This window comes from Metamycoplasma cloacale (assembly GCF_900660735.1).
Classification (GTDB): domain Bacteria; phylum Bacillota_I; class Bacilli_A; order Mycoplasmatales; family Metamycoplasmataceae; genus Metamycoplasma; species Metamycoplasma cloacale.
Map to the genome: position 1 here is coordinate 593,735 of NZ_LR215049.1, position 23,077 is coordinate 616,811.

Consider the following 23,077-nt stretch of genomic DNA (forward strand, 5'->3'; position numbering starts at 1 on the left):
CCCTACTTTCTCTTTGACATAATTCTTGGATCTAAACAGTCGTGAATACCAACTGCGATAAAGTGAAGTGAAACAGATAATGTTAATAATATTAACGCTGGAAGTAATAGAATTCATACGTTTTTGTCGGCTTCTGGAACTGCATCAATTAGCATTTGACCTAAGTTAATATCATTTTTCTCTTTAAAGAAACCAAGGAATGCTAATGATGAAACACTTAGAATAATAGCTGGAATTCTTTTAACGAATGAGTTCGCAATTTTACCAATAATTGCTGGTAATGCATGTACGAATACTTGTCTTGATGTTGAAGCACCAACTGCTTTAGCAGCCGAGATATATTCTTGATCTTTAACGGTAATGATAAACATTCTAGTACCAGCAACAGGACCGGCTCATCCAGTTAAAATCAAAGCAATAATTAATGTTTTATCAGTTGAACCTAACAATGAAACAAATATTAATAATCAAATCAATTCAGGTACTGATGTAAATATTTCAATCACACGCATGATGATTGTATCTAACAATTTACCGGCATGGAAACCAATATATGCTCCGACGGCAACACCTAATACTGTAACAACAATTGCTACTAAGAAAGCAATTTTGAAAGCTCTTCATGTTGCATATCATGTTGTAGTTCATATATCAGAACCAATTCCGTTAGTACCTAATAAAGTTGTAATTCTTGGAATTCCTCTTTGAATTTCAGCAAGTTTGTTTAAATGATCTTGTTTTGTTCAATTACTTACTTCACTTGCATTAGCTTTAATAAATGCTGTGTAATCATCAATGATACGTGACATTCATAATAAATCATATGCATTGTATTCTAATTTAACGTTGTCAGTGTTATTGTATCATTCCTCAATATGCATTGCATTGAGAATATTAGCGAAATACTCACTAAAATATTCATTGTTTTTAATATTCTTAATATATTCTAGGGTAGTATCTTCTGCTGTAGCAATAGTTGACTTAATTTCTGAATACGCAGGTGGTAAGAAATAAACCTTGTTTGAAGTTAAAATAGGAATATTTGGATCGTATTGTCTAACTGATTGCGCAGGAATAATAATTGAACATAAAATCATTATAATAAAGATAATGAATGCAATTGTAACAACTGGGTTGGTAAAAAATCTTTTCGCCATTTCGGCAAAAATATTTTTTGGTTTACCAGCAATTGTTGTAATATTTTTTCTTTCACTTTCAGGAATTAAACTAAATTTGCTTTGCAATTCAGCACTAATTTTATATTTTTCGTTAAATTCTTTAATTTGCTCATTTGCTGACATTATGCTTTTACTCCTGATTTAGTTCCTGATTGTTTTTGTTTTGATAGGTTATATTCGTTGATTAATTTCTTTCTTATAGTTCAAGCTTTGAAGAATAAGAAATAATTTCTTTTACTTGTAGTTCCAAAAGTAATTTTTGGATCTAATATTGCATAACATACATCGACAAAAATTTCTAAAATTAATGACAATGCTGTAAAGAAGATAATTGAGAACATTTCAATGTAAATTTCACCATTTGGGAAGGCATATGTAATAACCATTGATGTTCCTTGAATATTTCAGAATTTCTCAATGATAATTGAACCTGTTAATAATCCCATGAATGAATAAATTAACATAGTAAATATCGGAATTGAAATGTTTCTTAAAATGTATTTAAAGAAAATGCTTGTTCTGCTTAAACCTTTGGTTTTAGCAATTAAGACGTAGTTAGATGTTAAAACTGTTACAATTTGATTTCTTGTGTATGTAGTAAAACCGGCAAGAGAACCTAACGTAATTACTAAAATTGGTGGAACCATTGATTTCATAACTTCAGTAATTGATTGTTCTTCTATTGTAAAGACTTTAGGCGGTAATCCAACCTTAACAAATAGTGTAATAACTATTGGCGCAATGATAAATGAAGGTAGTGCGATAAACACAACTACGAAAATGTTAATACTTGAATCAATTCATTTACCACGGTTGTATCCAGCAACAACTCCAAGGGTAATTCCCAGAATTGAGCTAATAACAAATGATGGTAATGTAATCATTATTGAGTATTTTAACGGTTTAAAGAATAGAATCGGAATACTTGTATATACAACAGGGTTTGGGTTAGATGTTGGTTTAATTATTTGACCATAATCACCCGCGAATAAACCGCCGATGTATTTGAAGTATCTAACAATAATTGGAACATAATCTCCGGGTTGTCCATCTAAAGCTAGATATCTTAATCCGTATTTAACCTCTTCTCGCGCTAGATAATCACTAAATCCTGCATATCCGCTTTTATCATGCAATTTTGTCCATCCCTCTTCTGCTAATTGTTTAACAGGGTTTGGAGCAAATGCTGCGATTAAACAGAATGTTAAAATTGAGATAATAAATAATGTAAGAATAGCAAACGCTATTCTTTGTAATATATATTTTGTCATTGTTTAAAATTTAAACTATTTTAAGTTTAGTTTATCTTTTACTCTAATATCTTGGTAATAGAAAATCAGACTATTGTTAGTATCTACAGGTCTACTGTAATGCGGACTAACTAGGAAAGGAGTATATTCTTCTCTAGCAACTCCAGACAATCATTCATATTGAACGTTGAAGTATGAAGTAAATTCAGCAATTAATTGAACTAATTCTTCATTTGTTTTTGAAGCGACATAGTTCATTCAGAATTGAGCTGAGAATACATATGGATCAAATGATACACCATCATCTCTACGTTGTGCTTTTCCATCTACTCTAGCTATATCGTAAAATCCGTGTTCATTAACAGTTGTTTTGAAATTTGAAACAACTTGAGTTAATAAACTGTTTCTGTATTTTGGAGTAACTTTTGATAATTTATCAAATGGAACTGTTCCTTTTCAGTTTGTTGCTGCATATGTTTTTAATGCTTCAGTTAATTCAGTTATTTTAGGGAAGTTTCTCTTGAATACTTCTGGTTGGTTTTCAATAATGTATGAAAGTTGCATCATTAATGCCCCACCTCAACTTAATCCATCATATCCTGATGCAATTGAGTCAAAGTCATATCCTCAACCAACAAATTCAATACCAGATTTTGCTGAGTTTCTAACCATAGCAAATCTTGGATCTTCACCATTTTGAATAGTAACGAATTCAAATTCAACTCTACCATCACTTAATTCAGATACTGCTTTTGCAACGCTTGCTGAAGCTTCTTCTAATTTTCTATCTGAGTTAACATATGGGAACACGTGTTGGATTTTAAATACTTGTCCAGCTAATTCTGGATTATCTGTATCAAATTTAGCAATAACTTTAGCTAATTCTCTTTTTAGAATATCAAATCCAGCTGATTTAATTCTTTCTTTTGTATTTGAAACTGTTTTAACATGATCGTTATTTTCTTTTGGTGTAAGTTCTGAACCTAATGCTTCACCGAAATTAATTTTATTTCCATCTACGTCAATTGCAAATAATGAGTTAACTCTTTCGTAGTAATCTCTAACGGTTTTAGGATTTGAGTCTTGATCACTTCCTCCTAATGAACCACCACTAGCTAAACCATTTAATCAAGCTTTTCTAACTCCACTTGATGCTTGTGATGTGAAATCATCTCAGTTAATTGCGGCATTAATAATTGTTCTAAATGATAATCCTAAACCATTAATGTATGAATCCACTGAACCATTTCCTTTTGCTAATTCAGCTTTTGTTGCACCAAACATAATTTTTGAATATGCATCTGAGAACATATACTGATCACCATTAGTGTCTTTTTCATCCGGGTGAACAAATGGTGTAGGAACAGGTAGATATGAAGGTTCTGTTGCGTTTCTGCCTTTTAGATAACTTAAACCATATTCTCAACCTAATGAGCTTTCTAGGAATTCTTTCTTTTGAGCATCAGTTAGCGTTGAGTATACTGATGAAGAAGATAGACCTAATTTATAGTTATTTCATTCTTCTGTTTGGAATGATTGGTTATCTTTAGGTTGTTGTTGATGAATAAATTCAATACCTTGTAGAACACCAGGTTTTTGTAATCATTCTGTATCGAAATAGTTTTGATTTAGTAAGAATTGAACTTTTGTACCGTAAGCTTGTTTTGGATAGTATGGACCTGCATATAATGTATTTGATGGTGACATACCATATCAATAAACACCAGCATTATATGCTTTACTTTGTTTGTCTAAAGCATTAATTTTTTCAACAACTTGACTTTCATTTGCTGATGTAGCGTCTAAATATGTTCTTAATTTATATTGACCACTTGCATTTACTTCATCAATATATTCAGAAGGAGCTGGTAGTAAATCCATGTTTCCTAATAATAATTTATTTAAGAAGTTTACATAGTTAACGTTTTCTGAGCTTTCAATTGCTTTGAATGTTATAGCTTTTCCTGATACTCCAGCAGCTTCTGGTAAGTCGGTAATGAATTGATTTTCTTCGTAGAATTTAGATGAATCAATACCAAATAGTTCATATAGATATTCGTTACTGTAATGAATGTCATCACCAAAATATAATGAAGATTTTTCTAAATAGTTATCAATAATTAATTTATCTAATTCTGCATTTCCACCATATTCTTCACGTGTAGATTTGTCTAAAGTGACAGTTCTAATTCATGAATAGTAGAAGTCTTTTGGTTGAACTTTATATTTAGTTTTTGCACCAGTATTATCTGAATAATATGCGTCTTTAACAGTTATTTGTAAATTCTTTGCATTCTTTAAATCATTAATAAAGTCGTGGCTGTTGATTGATTTTTTATTGCTTGATGTTGTTTGAACGGTAATGCTTTCATATGCTTTTCTTGTTACACCATATGGAGCATCAATTGTACCTTGTGGTAATTGATTTACATCATTTTGTCCGTCATAATCATCGCTGTTATATACCTTAACAGTACCATCTTTCAATGTAATAACAACTTCTTTAGCTAATTCTAATTTCATTCTTGTGAATGTAGGTCTTAGAATATATCTTTGTCTTTCGCTACCAGTTTCTGTTACTTTTCTAACTACAACTAATGGTGTTGTTAAACTTTCAACTCTTATTAATTGAGGTGTTAAGAAATGACCATAACCCGCCGCTACGAAACCACCATAACTATTTGATGAATCAAAAGCATAAGCTTTAGCAGTATTTACAGAGTTATAAGTATAAGATCAGAATTTTCTTTCATAAGGTTTAACTGCTGATGATGCTGGATAAGCAGGTGTACCTTTTTGATTTTTATATGTTTCTTCAAATGTTAATGGATCTAAATTCATTAAGTTCGATGGATCTGTTATTTCATTAGATCCTTGCTCACATTTTGAACTTAACATTGGAACTGCTGCTAATACAGTTGCCGCCGGCAATGTAAGTAATCACAGTTTTGTTCTTTTTTTCATTGTTTCTCCTAACTTAATCATTTACTGTATTAAAGAATTTTAATAATTAAAATTATTAATACATGTATAAAATTATAATTTATTTTTATTTTTTAGTCCTTAATATAGGCATTTTATGTGTATAAATTACGTTTTAATGTAATTTTTTGTTATAAATTTGGCTTTTTTAATGGAATGATCGCAAATAATTAAAATATAGTTTTATTTGAGTTAAAACTATGAACCTTTAAAAGCCATTCAGCGTAATTTAATATTATTGTAATGAATTTTCTTATAGTGAAACAGGCTCATTATTAACTCCTTTAATGGTACGAATGTTATAAATATTGTTGCAAATAAACATATTCTTTTCAATCTTTCCATTAATAAAGTTAATAAAATCAATAGCAAAAATATCAGCAATAATTGCTGCGATAATGTTATTCATTGTTAATCTTTTTTGTGAATGTAACATATCTTTCTTTCTCCTATGATTACCTAAAATTATAAATAAATTTTTTTATGATTTAATAAATTTTTGCAATTTTTCTGCAATGTTTTTAAAAAAATATTGATTTTTGAATACTTTTTAATAAGTTATTATTAAAATAAAAAATATAAAATTAAAATTTTTAATCAATGTTTTTTTGTTATATTGAAATAAAATGGCTCATTTTTAAACATCATTTCTTCATCAACATAATAAATTCAGAATTAAATTTATGATAAATTGTTGTGCATTTAATTCTTGTATTTGGTAAATACTAATATTATTTTAAATGACGGTATAATTATAAATCATTCAAGGAGGTTGCCATTCTATGCTAAATAATAATTACCATCTTGATATATATATATATATATATAAACAAATAAACATTTTTAATGATAACTCGGGAGTTTTATTATGAAAAAAATAAAATTATTCGAGTTCTTCTCTGGAATAGGTTCACAATATAAAGCTTTTAAAAATATCGCCAAAAAACACAATATACATGTTGAATCTGTTGGTTGTTGCGAATGATATATTGATGCAATTATTGGTTATATGGCTATTCATTATGGTTTATTAAAACCTGAAGAACATTTTTCACACAATGAAATGGTCGAGCTTTTAAAACCATATGGTTTTAGTAAAGATTCAAAACAACCAATTTCCAATAATTACTTCAAAAGATGCAAAAATCTTGCATCAATTTTCCCATATTTATATGCCTTTGTTAATAAAGATTATTTTCAAAAAAAATATCCAAATAATATAGCCCCAGATAACTCTGTTGATATTAGATTTGTGAAACAATTAGATTATGAAATTGATGTAATGACATACTCTTTCCCGTGTCAAGATTTAAGTCAACAAGGTAAACAAAGAGGATTAGGAAAGCAAACTCGTTCTGGATTATTGTTTGAAGTTGAACGAATTCTAAAACATTCAAAAATTAAACCAAAAGTCTTAATTCTAGAAAATGTTAAAACACTTACATCGCAAAAATTTATTAAACAATTTAACGAATGAATAGACACACTTGACATGCTTGGTTATCACACTTCATTTAAAGTGCTAAACTCTGCAGATTTTGGTTCAGCTCAAAATAGAGAAAGGATATTTGCGGTTTCAATTAGAAAAGATATTTTCAATAATGCTTTCAATTTCGATAATTTAATATCCCTTAATCATAAAAAGCTTAAAAATATTATTAAATCAACTAATTATGGAATTGATGCAAGTAATCTTTTATCAGAATTTTCACGCACAAAATTTTATATAACCAAATCTAATATTAATAAAAGTAGACTAATTAATTATTCTAAATTCAATAGCGAAACATATATTTATTTAAATACCAACTTAGGTCCAACCCTTACTGCAAGTGGTGCAAATTCACGCCTGAAATTTTATTTTCCAAAGTTAAATAAACTTAGATACATCAATTCAGAAGAAGCATTTTTATATTTAGGATTTACTAATAAGGATTTTAATTCTATCAATAAAACAAAATTAATTTCTGATACAAAAATGATTTTTTTAGCTGGTAATTCTATATCTATTGAAGTTCTTGAATCGTTGTTCTCAGAGGTGATTAAATGAATTTAAAACCTCGCTACTACAAATTAGAATTTCAAACCAAAAACCTACATATTAAATCTCATTCAGCAAAGGCAAGTGGATATATTTATATATATGGCCAAATTGACAACAATTCAAAAGAGGTGTCTTTAACTATTAATGATGTGAAAGTTGAATTTAATTATTTATTATTTGATACATATCACACAGCATCACATTTTCAAAATAAAAATGCTCCTAAGTATTTTGAAATGAGACAAAATTTTTGTAATGAAAATAACATTGAATTTAAAGCAAGATCCTCAAATAAAAATAATAATTTAATTGAATTTACAAATGAATTACTTTCTAAATTCAATTTAGAAACCAACAATTATTTAAAGAAATCAACATTAAAAAGTTTAATATCATTAATTAAGGGGAACAATCCTTGTGGTTCTATTACTAAACCGCAAAACTCAGAAATTATCATAGTTAATAAAGACGATATATATTTTAACATTCCAATTTTAATTGATTGTATTTGATACAAAACATCCGAAACAAGAAAAATTGATTATTCTAATAAAGAATTTAATAATTTTTTTCAAGATATTATGGCAATTACTGAACTGAAAAATTTCTTTCTTTCACTTGAATCAAAAATAGATGATTCTCTAACAAAAGAAGAACAAAGAAAATCTGCAAAGAGGAATTTATTGCGTTCAAAACAATTAATTTCTCTTCAAACTGTAATTACTAAATATCGTTCATTCTTTTCTACAAATATAGAAAAACAATTAAAGAGGAAGTCATTGATGGCTTTTGACAATGATAATTTTGAAAAATGCCATATTTATGATGTACAACTAATTAAGAAAGATATTTTAAATAAATGAAATAATAAACAAATTTCTGAACCAATGGAAATTGAAACTCATTTTAAAGAGGATTTATTTAAAATTCAAGATTTTTATAATTTTATTAATTTATCACCAAATCTACATGCTTTGTTCGATTCGAGAAAAATTTGCTTTTCGCCCGAAACTGGCGAACTTATTGAAAATAATCAATATTCTTCATTACTAAATGAAGAAAAAATCAAATTTAATAAAATAAATGAGGATTTTCTTCATAAATGTAGAAAATATTTATATGACAAAAATTTAGCATATAAAAAAGATTTAGATAAATAAATGGATTTTATTTTTATGTTAAAAGGAAACTAATGTGTTTTATAAAATTTTAATTTGAACATCCATTATATAATATGCATTTTTCAATAACTTGCTTTTGTTTGTTAAAAATACCCCTTTGCAATAAAGAGGTATTTTGTTTTTTGAATTTATTTTTGTGTATCTCTTAATACTTTAGCTACACCAGCTTTTTTATAATGCGGTCCAACAATAGTTGCTTGAACTCTAACGTTTTTTAAACCGTTTTTCATGCAAATAAATGCACCAACATATTCTTTAGATGTAGTGTCATTGCCACTATCTCCAACATGCGCTGCATATTTAGGATCAACGTTTAACAATTTACATACAAAGGCATCAGCTTTACCTTTTGTTGCATTAATATCAGTAATTTCAATTGAATATCCTCTAGATACAATATGTTGTGATATATCAATAAATTTAGAAGCAAGTAGATCTCTTAATTCAACAATTTTCTTTTTAGAAACACCAAAAGTTAATATTTTGGTTGATTCTTCTAATTTAGGAAGATCATCATAAGTTTTTAATTGCATTTTTTTAGCTCATGGTCTAATCATTTTAATTTTCAATGTTGGGCCATAAATAACTTGAGAGCTATTTAAAATAAAACATAATTTATGTTCAATTAATAATTTAACAATGTCAGCAACTCTTTCTTGCTTAATTTTATTAATTTGTAATAAATTGTTTTGTTTATCAACAATTAGTCCCCCATTTTGACATATAACATATGGACTATTAAATGATTTTGCTAATTTCATTACAAATTCTGAATTACCTCTACCTGTTGAAATAATGACGGGAATGTTATTATCATTGAATGAACGAATTGTATCAACGTTTTCTGAACTAATCATTGATGATGTTTTAGGTAAATCTAAAGTTGTACCATCTAGATCTAAAAAATATGCTTGTGGTTTGAAATTCATTTTATTCTCTTTCATAATAATTTAAAATAGTGTTTTACCACTATTTTCCTAACTTTTTAGCTAATTCTTCAGCCGGCATATAACCTGCTGTGTTTTCAATTAATTCTCCATCTTTGTATAAAAAGAATGATGGAATTCCGTTTACTTTCATTTCTCTTGCGAAAACAATGTTTTGATCAACATCAACATCAAAGATTTTAATGTCTGAGTGTAGTTCTGATAATCTTTCTAATTCAGGTCCCATCATTTGGCAAGGAGGACATCATGTTGCTCTGAAAGCTAAAATTGATAATCCTTCTAAGTGTTTGTTTCCTAATTCATTTTTTGTTGTTTTAATAACCATATATTTTTCTCCTTATATATTAATTAGTATGCTTTAGCAAAAGCAACAATTCTTTTTGTTTTCTTTTTGGTATAGAAACATGTATCGTTTTTAATTTCTATTGGTAATTTAAAAGGAATACATCTTGTTGAAGCGCCAGTTTCGTTTTTAATAACATCTTCGTCTTCATTGCTTCCTTCAAATGGTGCTAACACCCATTTACCGCTAGCAATTGCTTCTTTGAATTCATCGTATGATGAAACTTCAACGAAGTTATGATTTAATCTATCTAATGCTGCATTATATAAATCATTTTGAATGGAATTTAATTTATTTAATACAACATCAATAAATTCCTTCATATCATTTATTTTAACAATATTTTTTTCTAATGTATCTCTTCTTACTAAAATAACTTGATTTTCTTGAACATCTTTAGGTCCAATTTCAATTCTTAAAGGTGTTCCATGAATTTCGCTATTAGCAGCTTTAAACCCTGGATTTTTATCTGAATTATCAATTTTTGCTCTAATATTTGCGTTTAGTAAAGCATCTGAAATTAATTTAGCTTGTTGTGCTACCTTTTCTTCTTTATTAGCAAATAATTCAATAACATCTACTTGTGTTGGAGCAATTTTTGGAGGAATAATAATCCCTCTATCATCTCCGTGGGTCATAATTAAAGCACCAAGTAATCTTGTTGAAACTCCTCAACTAGTTCCATAAGCAAATTCAGTTTCGTTGTTTTTATTTTTAAATGAAATATCAAAAGCTTTGGTGAAGTTTTGTCCTAAATAATGACTTGTTCCACCTTGTAAAGCTTTACCGTCTTTCATCATTGCTTCCACAGTTAATGTAAAATCTGCACCAGAGAATTTTTCGTGTTCTGTTTTTTGACCGCATAGTACAGGAAGAGCTAGATACTCTTTTAGAAAATCACGATAGATTTCTAACATATCTCATGTCAACTGCACAGCTTCTTCTTTATTGTTATGAACAGTATGACCTTCTTGTCATAAAAACTCTCTTGTTCTTAAAAATGGGTTAGTTGTTTTTTCTCAACGTAATACGTTTACTCATTGGTTGTAAATTAATGGTAAATCATTATAAGATTCAACTTCATTTTTGAAAAACTCACCAAATAGTGTCTCTGATGTTGGACGAATGAAATATTTTTCACTTAATTTCTTGCCACCAACTTCAGTCACTGTTGCTAATTCAGGGTTAAAACCTTGAAGGTGATCTTTTTCTTTTTGTAATAAACTTTCGGGAATTAATAATGGTAGATAAACATTTTGCACACCTTTTGCTTTAAATTTTTTATCAAGTTCAAAACGGATGTTATCTCAAATTCCGAATGATAAAGGTTTGAAAATGATTGAACCTTTTGTTGAACCATAAGCCATTAAGTCACCATTTTTAATGACGTCAGTATATCACTTTGCAAAATCAACGTTTTGTGGAGTAATTTTTTCTAATTTCTTCATATGTTAGTATTTTAACAAAAATTAAAAAAATTAAAATTGCAAACTATGAATAATCCGCAATTTTAATTAATATATTAATTATTTTTTAATTGAATCAACTGAGTCTATGTATAAGAATTGAGTTGGATGAACATCTAGGAATTCGCCTTTTAGTATTCTTTCAACTGAATCTAATGTTTTAGACAATGGAACATATACTCCTTTTTCATGAGTAAAATGTTCGGTTGTAAAGAAGTATTGCGAGAAGAAGTTTTGTAATTGTAAAGCTTTGGTTACAATAACTTTTGAATCATCGTCTAATTCATCAAATCCTAGAATTAGAATAACATCTTCTAATTCTTTGTATCTTTGCATAATCTTTTTAGTTTCAAGAATTGCTTTATAATGACGAGTTCCAATGATGTTGGCATCAATACTTGATGAAGTTGATTCTAGTGGATCAAATGCAGGGAAAATGTTTTTAGCAGTTACTTCACGAGATAACACTAAACTACCATTTAAGTGGTTAAAGACAGCGACCGCAGAAGGGTCTGATAGATCATCCATTGGTAAGAATACAGTTTGGAATGAAGTGATTGAACCATTTTCATTGCTGTATAAACGATTTTCGATGTTTGAAATTTCTGTATTTAATGTTGATTGATAACCCCCTAAAGAAGGTTTTTTATCAAGTGATGCTGATATTTCGTTTCCTGCTTGTAGGAATCTAAAGATGTTATCAATGAATAGTAAAACGTTTTCTTTCTCATGATCTCTTAGATATTCAGCAGATGTAACACCAATTGGTACAATACTCATTCTTGAACCGGCAGCTTCATTCATTCTTGAGATATACATGGTTGAGTTTGATAATAGATTTGATGATTTTAAATCGTTATATAATTCAACCCCTTCACGTGAACGCTCACCAGCACCAATAAAGATTGAGCTAGTTCTCTTTTCTCTTTGAGATAAATTGAAAATAATTTCTTTCATTAAAACAGTTTTACCAACACCTGCTCCACCAAAAATACCGATTTTTGAACCTTTTAATATTGGAATAAAGAAGTCAATAGCTTTAATTCCTGTTTCCATAATAACAGGTGAGTTTGAGTAGTTATTATTTTCAATAATAGTTGAATCTAATTCAACGTATGTTAAATTTTTAGTTTCACTATCTAATGAATTACCTAAACAATCATAAATATGTCCTTTAGCTTTTTGACCAACTGGAACCATAAATGGTTTGTTTGTATTTACAACTTTTTCATTAATTGTGATTTTCCCATTGCTTTTGATAATTACGGCAAATAGTTTTTTGTCGTTTAAGATTTTCTTAACTAAATAGATGTTTTCTTCTTTAGAAGATGTAAGAATAGTGTTGATTTTAGGAAGTGCTTCTTTATCAAATGTAACTTCAACAACATCTGTTCAGATTTTGGAAATATATGCTGACATTATTTACCTCCTATAGCGTTATCTATTTTAGTTAATGCCTCTTCAGTTAAAGCAACAAAATCTTGTTCAACTGGTAATGATCAGTCGTATTTTTTGAATTTAGCATATTCATTTAACACAAATGCAAAATAGTTTTTAATCATTGTTTCGTTATTGCTTCTTTGGTTAATTAAGTTAGTGAATGATTGTTTTGCAAGTGGATCAAGTTCAATTAATAAATCAACGAATTTTAATGCTCTTGGAACATCAGAAACATCTTTTAATATATTTCAAGCAATTAACTTAGAAGTTAAGTACATAGTTTTTTCTGAATAGATTGAAATACCTTGTTGATTGAACATATTTTCAACTAAAATTCCGTTGTTAATTAATGAGTTAGTTTCTTCGTTTAAATCGTATTTTAAGCTTGATAATTTGGTTTGGTGTTTATATAGTTTATATATTTTCCCAATTTCAGATGCAACTTTAGAAATATATGATTTTTGAACTCCACCACCAATCCGACTTACTGATAATTCAATATCAATAGCTGGTAATTTATTGTTAGCAAATAATTCAGTGTTGGTTACTAATTGACCATCTGTTATTGATATAACGTTTGAAGCAATTAATGAAGTAATATCATTTTCAATAGTTTGTAAAATTGGTAGTGCAGTAATTGATTTACGATTCTTAAATTTTCCCGCTCTTTCAAGTAATCTAGAATGTGCAAAGAATGTATCACCAGGGAATGCTTCTTTACCAACTGGTTTATTGGTTAATAAAGCAATTTCTCTAAAGATATTTGCATGGTTGGTTAAGTCATCAAAAACAATTAAGACATCATGAGTTTTAGATAAGTTTTCAGCATGTGCCATCGCAACATAAGGTGCCAGATATTGATCATATGGGTTATTGCCTTCTGCATTAACAATAATTGTGTAATTTAAAGCATTGTTATCTTTTAATGTTTGATATACGCTAGCAATTTGTGAATGTTGTTTTCCAATGCCCACATAAATACATTTAATGTTTTTAAATTTTTGGTTAATAATGGTATTTAAAGCGAGAAATGTTTTACCAGTTTTTCTATCACCAATGATTAATTCACGTTGTCCCTTACCAATTGGAATCAATAAATCCACTGACATATAACCTGTATTTAATTGTTCAGTTAATGGTTGATATTCAAGTAAATCATTTGGTTTATTAAAGATTTCTGATTCAGAATCTAGATATGTTAATTTTTCTTTATATTCAGGGAAAATCACTTCTCCGTTAATTGAAATAATTTTTCCAAAGAATTGTTCAGAAGTTTTGATTAAATTACTTTCTTTAACTTCAAATACTTCATTTCCAATGTAATATTCGTCTAACTTACCATTGGTTAAACAATAGGCTTTATCAACAGTAGCTGACACAACAAGCATTAAATTATTAATACTTGATTTTTTGATACTAAACAATTGATTTTGAGTGTAATTGTATTCACCTGATAATTCAACGATGTAATCGAATATAGCAGTAATTTTTGGTTTATTCATTATAAAATACCTCCAAGTATTAATAAAATTGTTGCTACTATCATTAATGTTGATGAAATACTATATGAAATGATAGTTTTGGTTTTTAAAGCTTTACTTTTTGTTTTTGCTTTAATAATGGTTAGAATAATTGCTGATATCAACAATATCAAACCAATTGTCATGAACGTTGCACCAAATATTTGTAAAGTTGTTTTATTAGTATTTGGTTGTCTAAATGGCGTTTTACTTAATGAAGCATAAGCTTCTTGATATTTTTGAATTTCACTTTCATTATCAATGTTTAGTTCTTTATTTTGAGTTAAATAACTTAAGAACTTAAATTGTGTCTGAATAGCGTTTAATTGTTTTAATACTTCGTTATAAGTGAATTCAACATTGTTAGTTATAGATGCTGAATATCCTTTGAAATAATCAATATTTAACAATAGTGATCTCATGGCTAATTCAAAATCGTTTAAATTCAATTTAGCTTTTTCAAAATTTGAAACCAATAGTGGTTCAATTGAACGAATGTAATCAAAATATTTGTAATATAGCTCTTTATATGAAGCTCCTAGATATACGAAATATTTTGTTTGGTTAATTTCTGAAGTAATTAAAGAACCTAAAAAGATTGATGCAATTTCTTTATAGAAATTACTATTAATATTAGCTTGTAAGTCGGGAGAAGTTATCTCGTTTGCATATTTAGCAATGATTCTATCTCTTTCATTGATAAACACTGGACTATTTACAATTCTAATTGCGTCAAACATCATATTAAATACGGCTGATGAAATAATATTATGTCCCAAATTTGTTAATAATACGTTCTCATCTAAACCTAATGCTTCATAGAATTTATAATAAATTCCTTTAATTACATTGCTAAATGCTTCTCTACCTAATAAGTATTTAGAAGCACGAGCATAGAATGTTTCATTTGATTCATTTGATAATCTAGCAAGTGTTAAAACGGGTTCTGTATATTCTTTGTTGTTTGCTGGTTTATTAACGTCATATAACGTTACAACTGCTTTATTTTCATCATTAATTGAGTTAACTATGTAATGAAATCTTGTGTTGATTGGGTTATCAAAGAAAAAATATGTTTCACTAGCATTTTCTCTATCAGCACTAATTGCTGTTTTTCAGTTAATTGGACCTGAATCAACTTGATTGTATCTCAAGATTGGATTTAATCTAGCAATGTTTTCTTTACCGATTTTTAGATTAAAATCAGGTGGATCAATTGGGTCGGTTGGAATAATTGGTGGTGTTTCTGGTTGAGGTTTTGGATCTGGTTTAGGTTTATTTGGATCCACATTGTTTTCTTGATTTTTACTTAAGTCAAATGCTGTATATCTTTTCTTAAACTTATCTTTAATATAATCATCTCAACTAGTAAAACCGTTAGGTATTTCTAAATCAGTTTTGTTTTCTTCTTTATTTCATAGAATTGATGTTTTATTAACTTCACCATCTAATACAGGATGATCGTCATTATGAGCAACAATCTCTTCAAAAGATAGATTTAAATCGTTAAAATAACTATCTACTTTATCGTTTAAATCTTTTAAATTAATTGTATTAACAACACCTTCTTCTTTAACATTAACTGATTCATTTTCACCATTTGCTATATTTGCATAGTCATATGGATCACCTAAAGCGACATTATCATATGATTTGCCATCAAAAACAACTTCACCTTTTTTGTAATGATCGTTTTTACTAATAATATGTGGATAGACAATGTGTATTCCGAAATTATCAGGATTTTCTATTATGGCATCACGATTTGTTTTCAAAAAGCTAGCAATTTTCCCATAATAAATACTTTTTGTTAATAATCTAGGAATATCCTCTTCTTTTGCGCCTTTTAGTAAATTAACACTATGATTGATTAATTTATCAACATTTTCATCAATGATTTTTCCTAGATTATCTTTAATCATTTGGTCAGTTGAAGCACCAAAGTTAGGAAAATCAGGATCTGGTGTTGTTGGTTTTTCTGGAGTTTCGCGTTCGGTTGTTTCACCACTAGCTGCTAAAGTGAAAACAGGAGCAACAATTGTAATTGGAGTTAAAAGACCAAATAAGATTTTTCGATTATTTTTCATCTTTGTCCTCCTGTTTTTCTAAATTGAAATAAACAATTGCCATTAATTCAAATAATTTAGATTCTAGAATTGTTAAATTAGTTCTACTTTCATTTGAAATATCAAGATCATTAATTGCTTTATAATACTTAATCTCACGTTTTAATTCACTCAATTTTCTTTTATTTTCAATAAATGATTGACTTTCATCGCTACTTTGTTTATAAATAGAAAATTTATCAGAAAATCTAATCACAATTTCATTGTTTAAATTTGAGATAAAAACGTTTTTTAATATGAAATACAAGGTTGTATTATCAGTTAATATAATTCTGAAAAAAACTTGTTTATAACTACCTAAAGAATGGGGTTTGAAGTTGTATCAAGTATCTTCTAAATCGTTGTTAATTTGAAGTTGAGAAATTTGATATTTCACCTTGATATTGTAATGAGAAATTAATAGTAATTCCATTATTCATTCTCCTTAGTATGTAAAATATCTTTTTTCTTGGTTAATAATGAAATTTGTTCAACTTCCAATTCTCTTTTTGCCCGTAATAAAGAAAGTTTTAAATGAGCCTCTCTATCTTCTAATTGGTTAATTTTCTTATTTTGTTCAACTAATTTATATTTCTCATTAATTAAAGCCGATTCAGATAATAATGTCAAAGTGATATAAGTTAGATATGAATGCATTTCGGCATCAACGAAACTATTTAAATTAGGTAGAATATTTAATTTATTAACATTAATTTCTTCAACAGGTGTACTTTTATAATGTTTAAAATCAAATGAAAAATCTTCCAAAGGTAAAACTGATAAATAATGTTGCTTAATTTTTGATGAGTTAATTAAGAAATTAATTCCATTTATTTTTTGAGATGTTGCAAAATGTTCAATAAAGCTTGGTAGATATCTTGTCAATTCTTCAACATTATTTTCTAAAGCTTTATAAACTATTTCATATTCGTTTTTTGTTGTAAAATCAATTGCTCTCTTACCAATTGCAATGATGAAATCTGAATTTTTACGGAACTTCTCTGTCAATATTTTTTCATGTTTACTATATGAGTTTGTTTCATATTGTTCAGTTTCAGTTATATATATTCATAAAATTTTGTGTTTGTTTTTTGATAGTTTAAAAACGTTTAACAAATTTTGTTTTCCCGTTATTAAAGGGTGATATATATCGTATTGTTTATCTAGTGATTCAATTAGATATTTAGATTCTTTGGCTCTTTGATAGTAGAAACTAATTTCTTTGGTTAATTTTAAGATATTTATTAATGTAATGTTTTTATTTGAAGAAATTATTTTTAAAAGGGATTGAGTGCTAGCGATTTTATTTTTAATATTTTTAATATTCATTGATTAATTTTGAATTAAATATTGATTTTGTTTTTTTATCGCCAGTAATCAGAATTGCTATATTAGGAACAATCTCTACATAAAAACCTTTTTGCAACAATTCATGAAATAAGTTATTATATTTAGTTTTAATTGACATTGAATTATTTGCGTCAAACACTGAATAACTCAATACATTACTGCTTTCTGATCATTTAATTTCAGGAATTAAATCAGTAAAACTAAATCTTTCATTTCTTGTAAAATGGATATTAAATTTTGAAAAATTTAGATCTTGTTTTTTATTGCAGGCGGCAGTTAATTCTTGAATGAATTTTTGATATTCATTATCTTGATTAGATAAATTATTTACTACTAAAAATTGATTGTTAAAAGCACCAAATGATACAAATGATGAACTATTAGCAATTTCTGTTCAATCATTAAATAATTGATTTTGAAAATTTTGTTGCTGTTGCATTAATTTTTTTAACTCTTTTGAATTATTTAATTTCATAAGTTGCCTCTTTTTCCTTTATTAAATGATTTCTATTTTTATAAACAATAATTGAAGAATGTAATCATTTAGAAACGATAAATAATAAATTAATTAGGATAATAAACATCGCAATAATTCCGAATATATCCACTATTTTGTATGGTGAAGGAATTGTGTGTAATGATGTGTTTTGATATTCAAGTAATTGAACATCATAGATTTGGAACACTAACATAATAACAAGTGCAATTCACACTAATGTTGTTGTTAGTAAAGTTGATTTCAAAATTTTTCTTCTTGAAAACACAAATAGCAAACAAAGAATAAAGCTAAATATAGTTCCAAATAAAATAGCCATTGTATTGTTTAGATTATCTATGTTAAAAATTCTTAATACAAATGATGAAATCAAAACAGATATTAAAGTAATTAAATATGTAAAGTTAATAACATGAACATGTTTGTTGAATACTTTCTTAACGTAAGCTATTGTTGCAAAAACAGCAGTTATGAAGATATCAATTGTTAATACTAAAATAAATGGTAAGTAATTTAGGTTTGATTGAGAAACACCAACCAATATCTTGTGTTCATAATTTAAGGTAAATGACTTAATTAAACCAAATAGTAATCCTGATATTAAAACAACTAAAACAAATGCAAAATGTTTTTTAATTGAATTTAAAACGTTTTTGGTTTGTCAATTATTTAATATCAAGACAATCAATCAAGCTAATAGTAATATAGAGAATCCAAAACTAAAGCTAAATGATGTAATATTCTTTGAACTTAATGATTTAGTTAAGGTGTAACCAAAGCTTCCTTGTAGAAATAATTCATCTGGTTTTTCATATGCTTTTCTAATAAATAAGTAAAACAAGATTAGCAATGATGCAAGGATTATTATTTCTAAAATTGTTTTAGTAATAAAAGTTACTAATTTCTTTTTATTAACTTGTTCAACTTTTTTTAACTTATGTATGTTAAATATGTTAAACAATAAATTAAAGAATCATAAAGCAATAAATATAAATGATTTTTTAAATACTGCAATTGGTGTTAAGCTTCTATCAAATAAATTAATTGATATAGAAGTAACAATAATTAATATATAACTAATAAATCAAGGTAAATAATATATTGGTTTTAAGATCATTCGATCTAAATTTCTATATGCAAAGTAAATAGATAGTAGAAGTGTAGTTACCATAATTACGTAATTTGTAATTATGACAAAATTAATTGATCTATATCCATTTGTTGTTAAATCAAATAAATATTGTGAACCGAAATTCTTTGGTTTAGTTGAAAAATAATTTTTAAAGAAATCATTTCCAACAAATAATTCAGCACCAAATAAAACAAATAATGTTATGCTGAATAAAACAATTAAACTAATTAATGTTAAAACTGTCTTAAATTTTCGTTGGTTCTTGGAACTAAATACCATTATCAATGCCTCCGTTGTTTTCGTCAACTAAGCTTGAATCAATTATTTTAATTCCGTAAGTGAAATTTGAACCAAATGTTCTTCAAGCTTGAGTATTCATAATTGCATCTTTCATAGCTTGATTATCTACATATAAAGTTCTAAATACTTGTTTACCTGCTTCAAATAAACCATATAGTTGAGGGTTATAGTTGTTTGGTAAATTGTACGCTAAACCTTTAATGTATAAAGAGTTAACGTTTGGATTATCGAAGGTTAATTTTGATCTTTGTGGTCCTTTGACAATTAATTTATCTCATTGTTGTTGATCAATATCGTCACTGAATACAGTAAAGATTTCTGAATCATTGTGTAATTTTAAGTTATAGAATACCTTGCCACCTAATTCAAGACCTTTTAAGCTTCTGAATTTAGGTTGTAATGATAAATCAATTCATGTTGGTCATGAACCATCTCCAAAGCTTCCTTGGAAAATTTTTCAATCTTTTTTAGTTACATAAGCAATTCTAAATGCTTCTTTAACTTCACTTTCTGATGAACTTGCAGATGGTCTAACGATATTAAATTGAATTGAACCAGCACGTACTGTACCTGAAGCATATTCTCCGGATGCATTGTTATTGTAATCAAATGATACGTTTCTTGTATATCTGAATGCAATTGGATCAATTCCTCACAATGGTTCAATACCCAATGAAGAAGAAACGTTTGGAGACTTAGTTAATATTTCAATATCATCTAATTGTTTATTTTTTAAAGCAGATAATGATTGAGTATTTGTTGTTTCAAAGAACAATGTTAATTTCTTAACGTGTGAAGGTAGATTTGCTAATAGATTATCAAATGCTTGATTTTTATCAAGTAGACCCATATTTTCAATTACAACACCAGCAATTTCTGAATGTGTTCTAATAAATGTTTCAAATTTAGCATATCCTTTTGGATTGGAAGCATCCAATCAAGCAACATATATTTTCTGATTTTTGTCAGTAACAACTGCATTATCAGCATTAGGACGATATTCAAACACCTTAATTCCATCGCCTCTTGGTTCTCTAGGGTTTGAAGGGTTATATGAATTTGTATCAATATCTTTATATTTTGAAGTTACATCACCTTTTGTTCAACCAACATAATCTCCGCTTAATAGATGACCTGAAGTTCTCATGTATTTTGAGTCACTCGGAAAGAATCTGGCCTTATTAAAACCTTTATATTGATTGTAAACTGGGTTATCATCATCTGAAGCATATGTTCAAACTCCACCTGCATTAATACGTGGTCAAGTTTGTCAGTAGTTCATTGCTGGGATCATACCCTTATTGGCGAACTCTTTATATTTCGCTTTAGTATCCTTTATCGCATGTTTAAATGACTCTTTTGTGATATATCATCTATTTTTGTATAAATGCGGGAATTGTAATGGATCGATTAACATACGAACAAAGTTTTTAAAGTTATCAGCTTCGTAACCTGTTATTCCCATTTCAACAGTTAAATTAGATAATTCTGTTTCATTTAATTTATCAATTGAATCAATATTTTCAACGAATTTATAAACTTTTTCTAAATCACTAATTTGTTTTTCGACTGCACGAACAGCTTCTGATGATAATGCACCTGGAGTTGTAGGTTTAACTGTTGTTTCATTGTAATCTGGAACGTAATTATCTACAATAACATAAGTACCTGATGAATTTCTGGGTGCTAATGTTGACGGATCTGGTTTTGGATTAGGTTTAGGTGTTGGTTCGACCGGAACTGGATCTGGTTTAGGTTTAGGTAAGGGTTTGACATAAATTTTATTTTCTGTATCTAAAACAATATTTAATGTATGTTCTGGATCAAGTTCATATCCCTCAGGAACATATCTTTTAACATCAATTGTTTCATCATCAACTGTATCTACAACGCTTTTTGATAATGGTACTAATCCTTCATAAAAAGTTAATGTTGTTTTATGTTTATATACTTTTTTAACAATGTTAATTCTATTTTCTACACCAACTACTAAATTTGTATCTTGATTTTCAGCTAACGTATAACCTTCTGGTACTATGTCTGCAACATTAACATTTAATCCTTCACCTTCTAGACTAGTAAATTCTTGTGCTTCACCAAATTTATTACCCAGTAGATAAAATACAACGGTTGTGGTTATTACTTTTTTCTCTTGAACAACAATAATATCGTTTGTTTCACCTTTTTTAATTACAGGAAGGCCGTCTGTTTCAGTATATTTTGATTTATCAACAATATAGCCGGCAGGTAGATATGGTTCAACTTTAATCACATCTTCTTCAGTATCTTTGTTTTCAATTTGAATACTTGCAATTTCAGTATTATCTTCCAAAATGAATCTTAATGTTGTTTTAATAAATTTAACTTCATCAGTATTTTCTTTTTCTTTATCTTTATCAACAGGTGGCTCTACAGGTGTAAAAATAGGGGGTCTATTATCTTCTGGTTGCTCTGGGGTTGTTGTTGGTTCTTTAGGTTCACTTGAATTATCTTCTGGGTGAGGTATTACATATGGTTTAACTGCAATGTAGTTGTTTTGATCTAACTTGATTGCAAAATCAACACCATTAGTTTCTTCGTCAAAGATATAACCTTTAGGGACGAATTTCAAATAATTAATTGCTTCATCATTAATTGAATCCACAACTTCTCTTGAAACAACTCCGTTTTTATATGTAAATAATAAAGTTGTACGGTGTTTTTGAACTACTTTTTGAATTTTAATTCTGTTAGTTACACCTAATTCGATTTTTTGTTTTGCAACATCAACAATTTCATATCCTTGTGGAACATATTTTTCTATATCAATTCCTTGATTATTAATTGTAGAAATCTCTAATGTTTGAAATATTTGATCATCAACTATAAAAATAATTGTTGTTTTGTATAGAATATCTTCTTTAACAACATAAATAACATTCTCTTGGCCAACACTTATAGCTACATTATTATTTTCATGACGTGTTGTATCTAATTTTCACCCGTTTGGAATATAGGCATTTATATCTAATGGAGTACTATCGTCTTTATTGGTAATAACTTTTTTAGTCATTAAAATATCATTACCATTTTTGAAAATTAACACTGTGGTATTTTTTTCTTTTTCAATTGGTGTTAAATTGCTGTCTGTATTTGAATTTTGCGAATTGTCAATAACTACTTCGTTTTTGTTAATTTTAGGGTCATCTTCACGGAAAGCAGCATTAATATCTTGCGATGCTTTTGAATTAACACGAGTGGCAAAAATAGCAATTCCTACAGAACCACCAACTGCAACAGTTCCGGCTGTAAATAAAAATATTTTTGTTAATTTTCTTTTTTTAGCTATTGTCATTTATTCCTC

At 27.8% G+C, this 23,077-nt stretch carries 17 protein-coding genes; 2 read left to right on the forward strand and 15 right to left on the reverse strand.

Translation table 4 applies throughout. The features are described 5' to 3' along the window. Nucleotides 1-2: 2 nt before the first annotated feature. The 4 genes from EXC28_RS02660 to EXC28_RS02675 all read right to left on the reverse strand — a co-directional run bounded on the left by EXC28_RS02660 (nt 3) and on the right by EXC28_RS02675 (nt 5,846). Entirely contained in the window at nt 3-1,301 is a 1,299-nt protein-coding gene (locus tag EXC28_RS02660; RefSeq protein ID WP_029329982.1) for an ABC transporter permease, read from the reverse strand. Beyond that, entirely contained in the window at nt 1,301-2,449 is a 1,149-nt protein-coding gene (locus EXC28_RS02665) for an ABC transporter permease (protein ID WP_029329981.1), read from the reverse strand. Before EXC28_RS02665 ends, EXC28_RS02660 begins: the two co-directional genes overlap by 1 nt. 15 nt (nt 2,450-2,464) lie before the next feature. After that, entirely contained in the window at nt 2,465-5,392 is a 2,928-nt protein-coding gene (locus EXC28_RS05960; RefSeq protein ID WP_029329979.1) for an OppA family ABC transporter substrate-binding lipoprotein, read from the reverse strand. Nucleotides 5,393-5,663: 271 nt separating this feature from the next. Continuing rightward, entirely contained in the window at nt 5,664-5,846 is a 183-nt protein-coding gene (locus EXC28_RS02675; RefSeq protein ID WP_029329977.1) for a hypothetical protein, read from the reverse strand. A gap of 432 nt (nt 5,847-6,278) precedes the next feature. On the opposite strand from EXC28_RS02675, the gene dcm_N reads away from it, so the two are divergent. Next, on the forward strand, nt 6,279-7,466 hold the full coding sequence (dcm_N, locus tag EXC28_RS02680; protein ID WP_084271864.1) for a DNA (cytosine-5-)-methyltransferase N-terminal subunit: 1,188 nt from the start codon (nt 6,279-6,281) through the stop codon (nt 7,464-7,466). Then, nucleotides 7,457-8,614, forward strand: a complete 1,158-nt coding sequence (locus EXC28_RS05965) for an MAG4270 family putative restriction endonuclease (protein ID WP_029329973.1) — start codon at nt 7,457-7,459, stop codon at nt 8,612-8,614. Before dcm_N ends, EXC28_RS05965 begins: the two co-directional genes overlap by 10 nt. A 149-nt stretch (nt 8,615-8,763) precedes the next feature. Here the strand turns inward: EXC28_RS05965 and EXC28_RS02690 are convergent, their stop codons facing one another. The 11 genes from EXC28_RS02690 to EXC28_RS02740 all read right to left on the reverse strand — a co-directional run bounded on the left by EXC28_RS02690 (nt 8,764) and on the right by EXC28_RS02740 (nt 23,068). Next, nucleotides 8,764-9,564: an HAD hydrolase family protein gene (locus EXC28_RS02690; RefSeq protein WP_029329970.1), complete on the reverse strand. Its 801-nt coding sequence runs from the start codon at nt 9,562-9,564 to the stop codon at nt 8,764-8,766. Nucleotides 9,565-9,604: 40 nt separating this feature from the next. Continuing rightward, complete coding sequence (locus EXC28_RS02695; protein ID WP_029329968.1) at nt 9,605-9,907, reverse strand: thioredoxin family protein; 303 nt, start codon at nt 9,905-9,907, stop codon at nt 9,605-9,607. 23 nt (nt 9,908-9,930) lie between these two features. Further along, complete coding sequence (gene proS / locus EXC28_RS05970) at nt 9,931-11,373, reverse strand: proline--tRNA ligase (protein ID WP_029329966.1); 1,443 nt, start codon at nt 11,371-11,373, stop codon at nt 9,931-9,933. Between the two features lie 78 nt (nt 11,374-11,451). Beyond that, nucleotides 11,452-12,810, reverse strand: coding sequence for an MSC_0618 family F1-like ATPase beta subunit (locus EXC28_RS02705; protein WP_029329964.1), 1,359 nt, complete (start codon nt 12,808-12,810; stop codon nt 11,452-11,454). Next, the gene (locus EXC28_RS02710; RefSeq protein WP_029329961.1) at nt 12,810-14,333 is read right to left on the reverse strand and encodes an MSC_0619 family F1-like ATPase alpha subunit; all 1,524 of its coding nucleotides are present in this window, start codon (nt 14,331-14,333) and stop codon (nt 12,810-12,812) included. Before EXC28_RS02710 ends, EXC28_RS02705 begins: the two co-directional genes overlap by 1 nt. Next, nucleotides 14,333-16,438 (reverse strand): MSC_0620 family F1-like ATPase-associated subunit, encoded by a 2,106-nt coding sequence (locus EXC28_RS05975; RefSeq protein WP_029329959.1) that lies wholly within the window; start codon nt 16,436-16,438, stop codon nt 14,333-14,335. Before EXC28_RS05975 ends, EXC28_RS02710 begins: the two co-directional genes overlap by 1 nt. Continuing rightward, the gene (locus EXC28_RS05980; RefSeq protein WP_029329957.1) at nt 16,428-16,889 is read right to left on the reverse strand and encodes an MSC_0621 family F1-like ATPase epsilon subunit; all 462 of its coding nucleotides are present in this window, start codon (nt 16,887-16,889) and stop codon (nt 16,428-16,430) included. Before EXC28_RS05980 ends, EXC28_RS05975 begins: the two co-directional genes overlap by 11 nt. Beyond that, complete coding sequence (locus EXC28_RS05985; RefSeq protein ID WP_029329955.1) at nt 16,889-17,785, reverse strand: MSC_0622 family F1-like ATPase gamma subunit; 897 nt, start codon at nt 17,783-17,785, stop codon at nt 16,889-16,891. Before EXC28_RS05985 ends, EXC28_RS05980 begins: the two co-directional genes overlap by 1 nt. Beyond that, nucleotides 17,775-18,281 carry an MSC_0623 family F1-like ATPase-associated protein gene (locus EXC28_RS02730; RefSeq protein WP_029329953.1) on the reverse strand — a complete coding sequence of 169 codons (507 nt, stop codon included), beginning with the start codon at nt 18,279-18,281 and terminating at the stop codon, nt 17,775-17,777. The genes EXC28_RS05985 and EXC28_RS02730 overlap by 11 nt, the downstream gene beginning before the upstream one ends. Continuing rightward, nucleotides 18,268-19,713, reverse strand: a complete 1,446-nt coding sequence (locus EXC28_RS05990) for an MSC_0624 family F1-like ATPase-associated membrane protein (protein WP_029329951.1) — start codon at nt 19,711-19,713, stop codon at nt 18,268-18,270. The genes EXC28_RS02730 and EXC28_RS05990 overlap by 14 nt, the downstream gene beginning before the upstream one ends. Then, nucleotides 19,703-23,068 carry a putative immunoglobulin-blocking virulence protein gene (locus EXC28_RS02740; protein ID WP_029329949.1) on the reverse strand — a complete coding sequence of 1,122 codons (3,366 nt, stop codon included), beginning with the start codon at nt 23,066-23,068 and terminating at the stop codon, nt 19,703-19,705. The genes EXC28_RS05990 and EXC28_RS02740 overlap by 11 nt, the downstream gene beginning before the upstream one ends. Nucleotides 23,069-23,077: the final 9 nt, after the last annotated feature.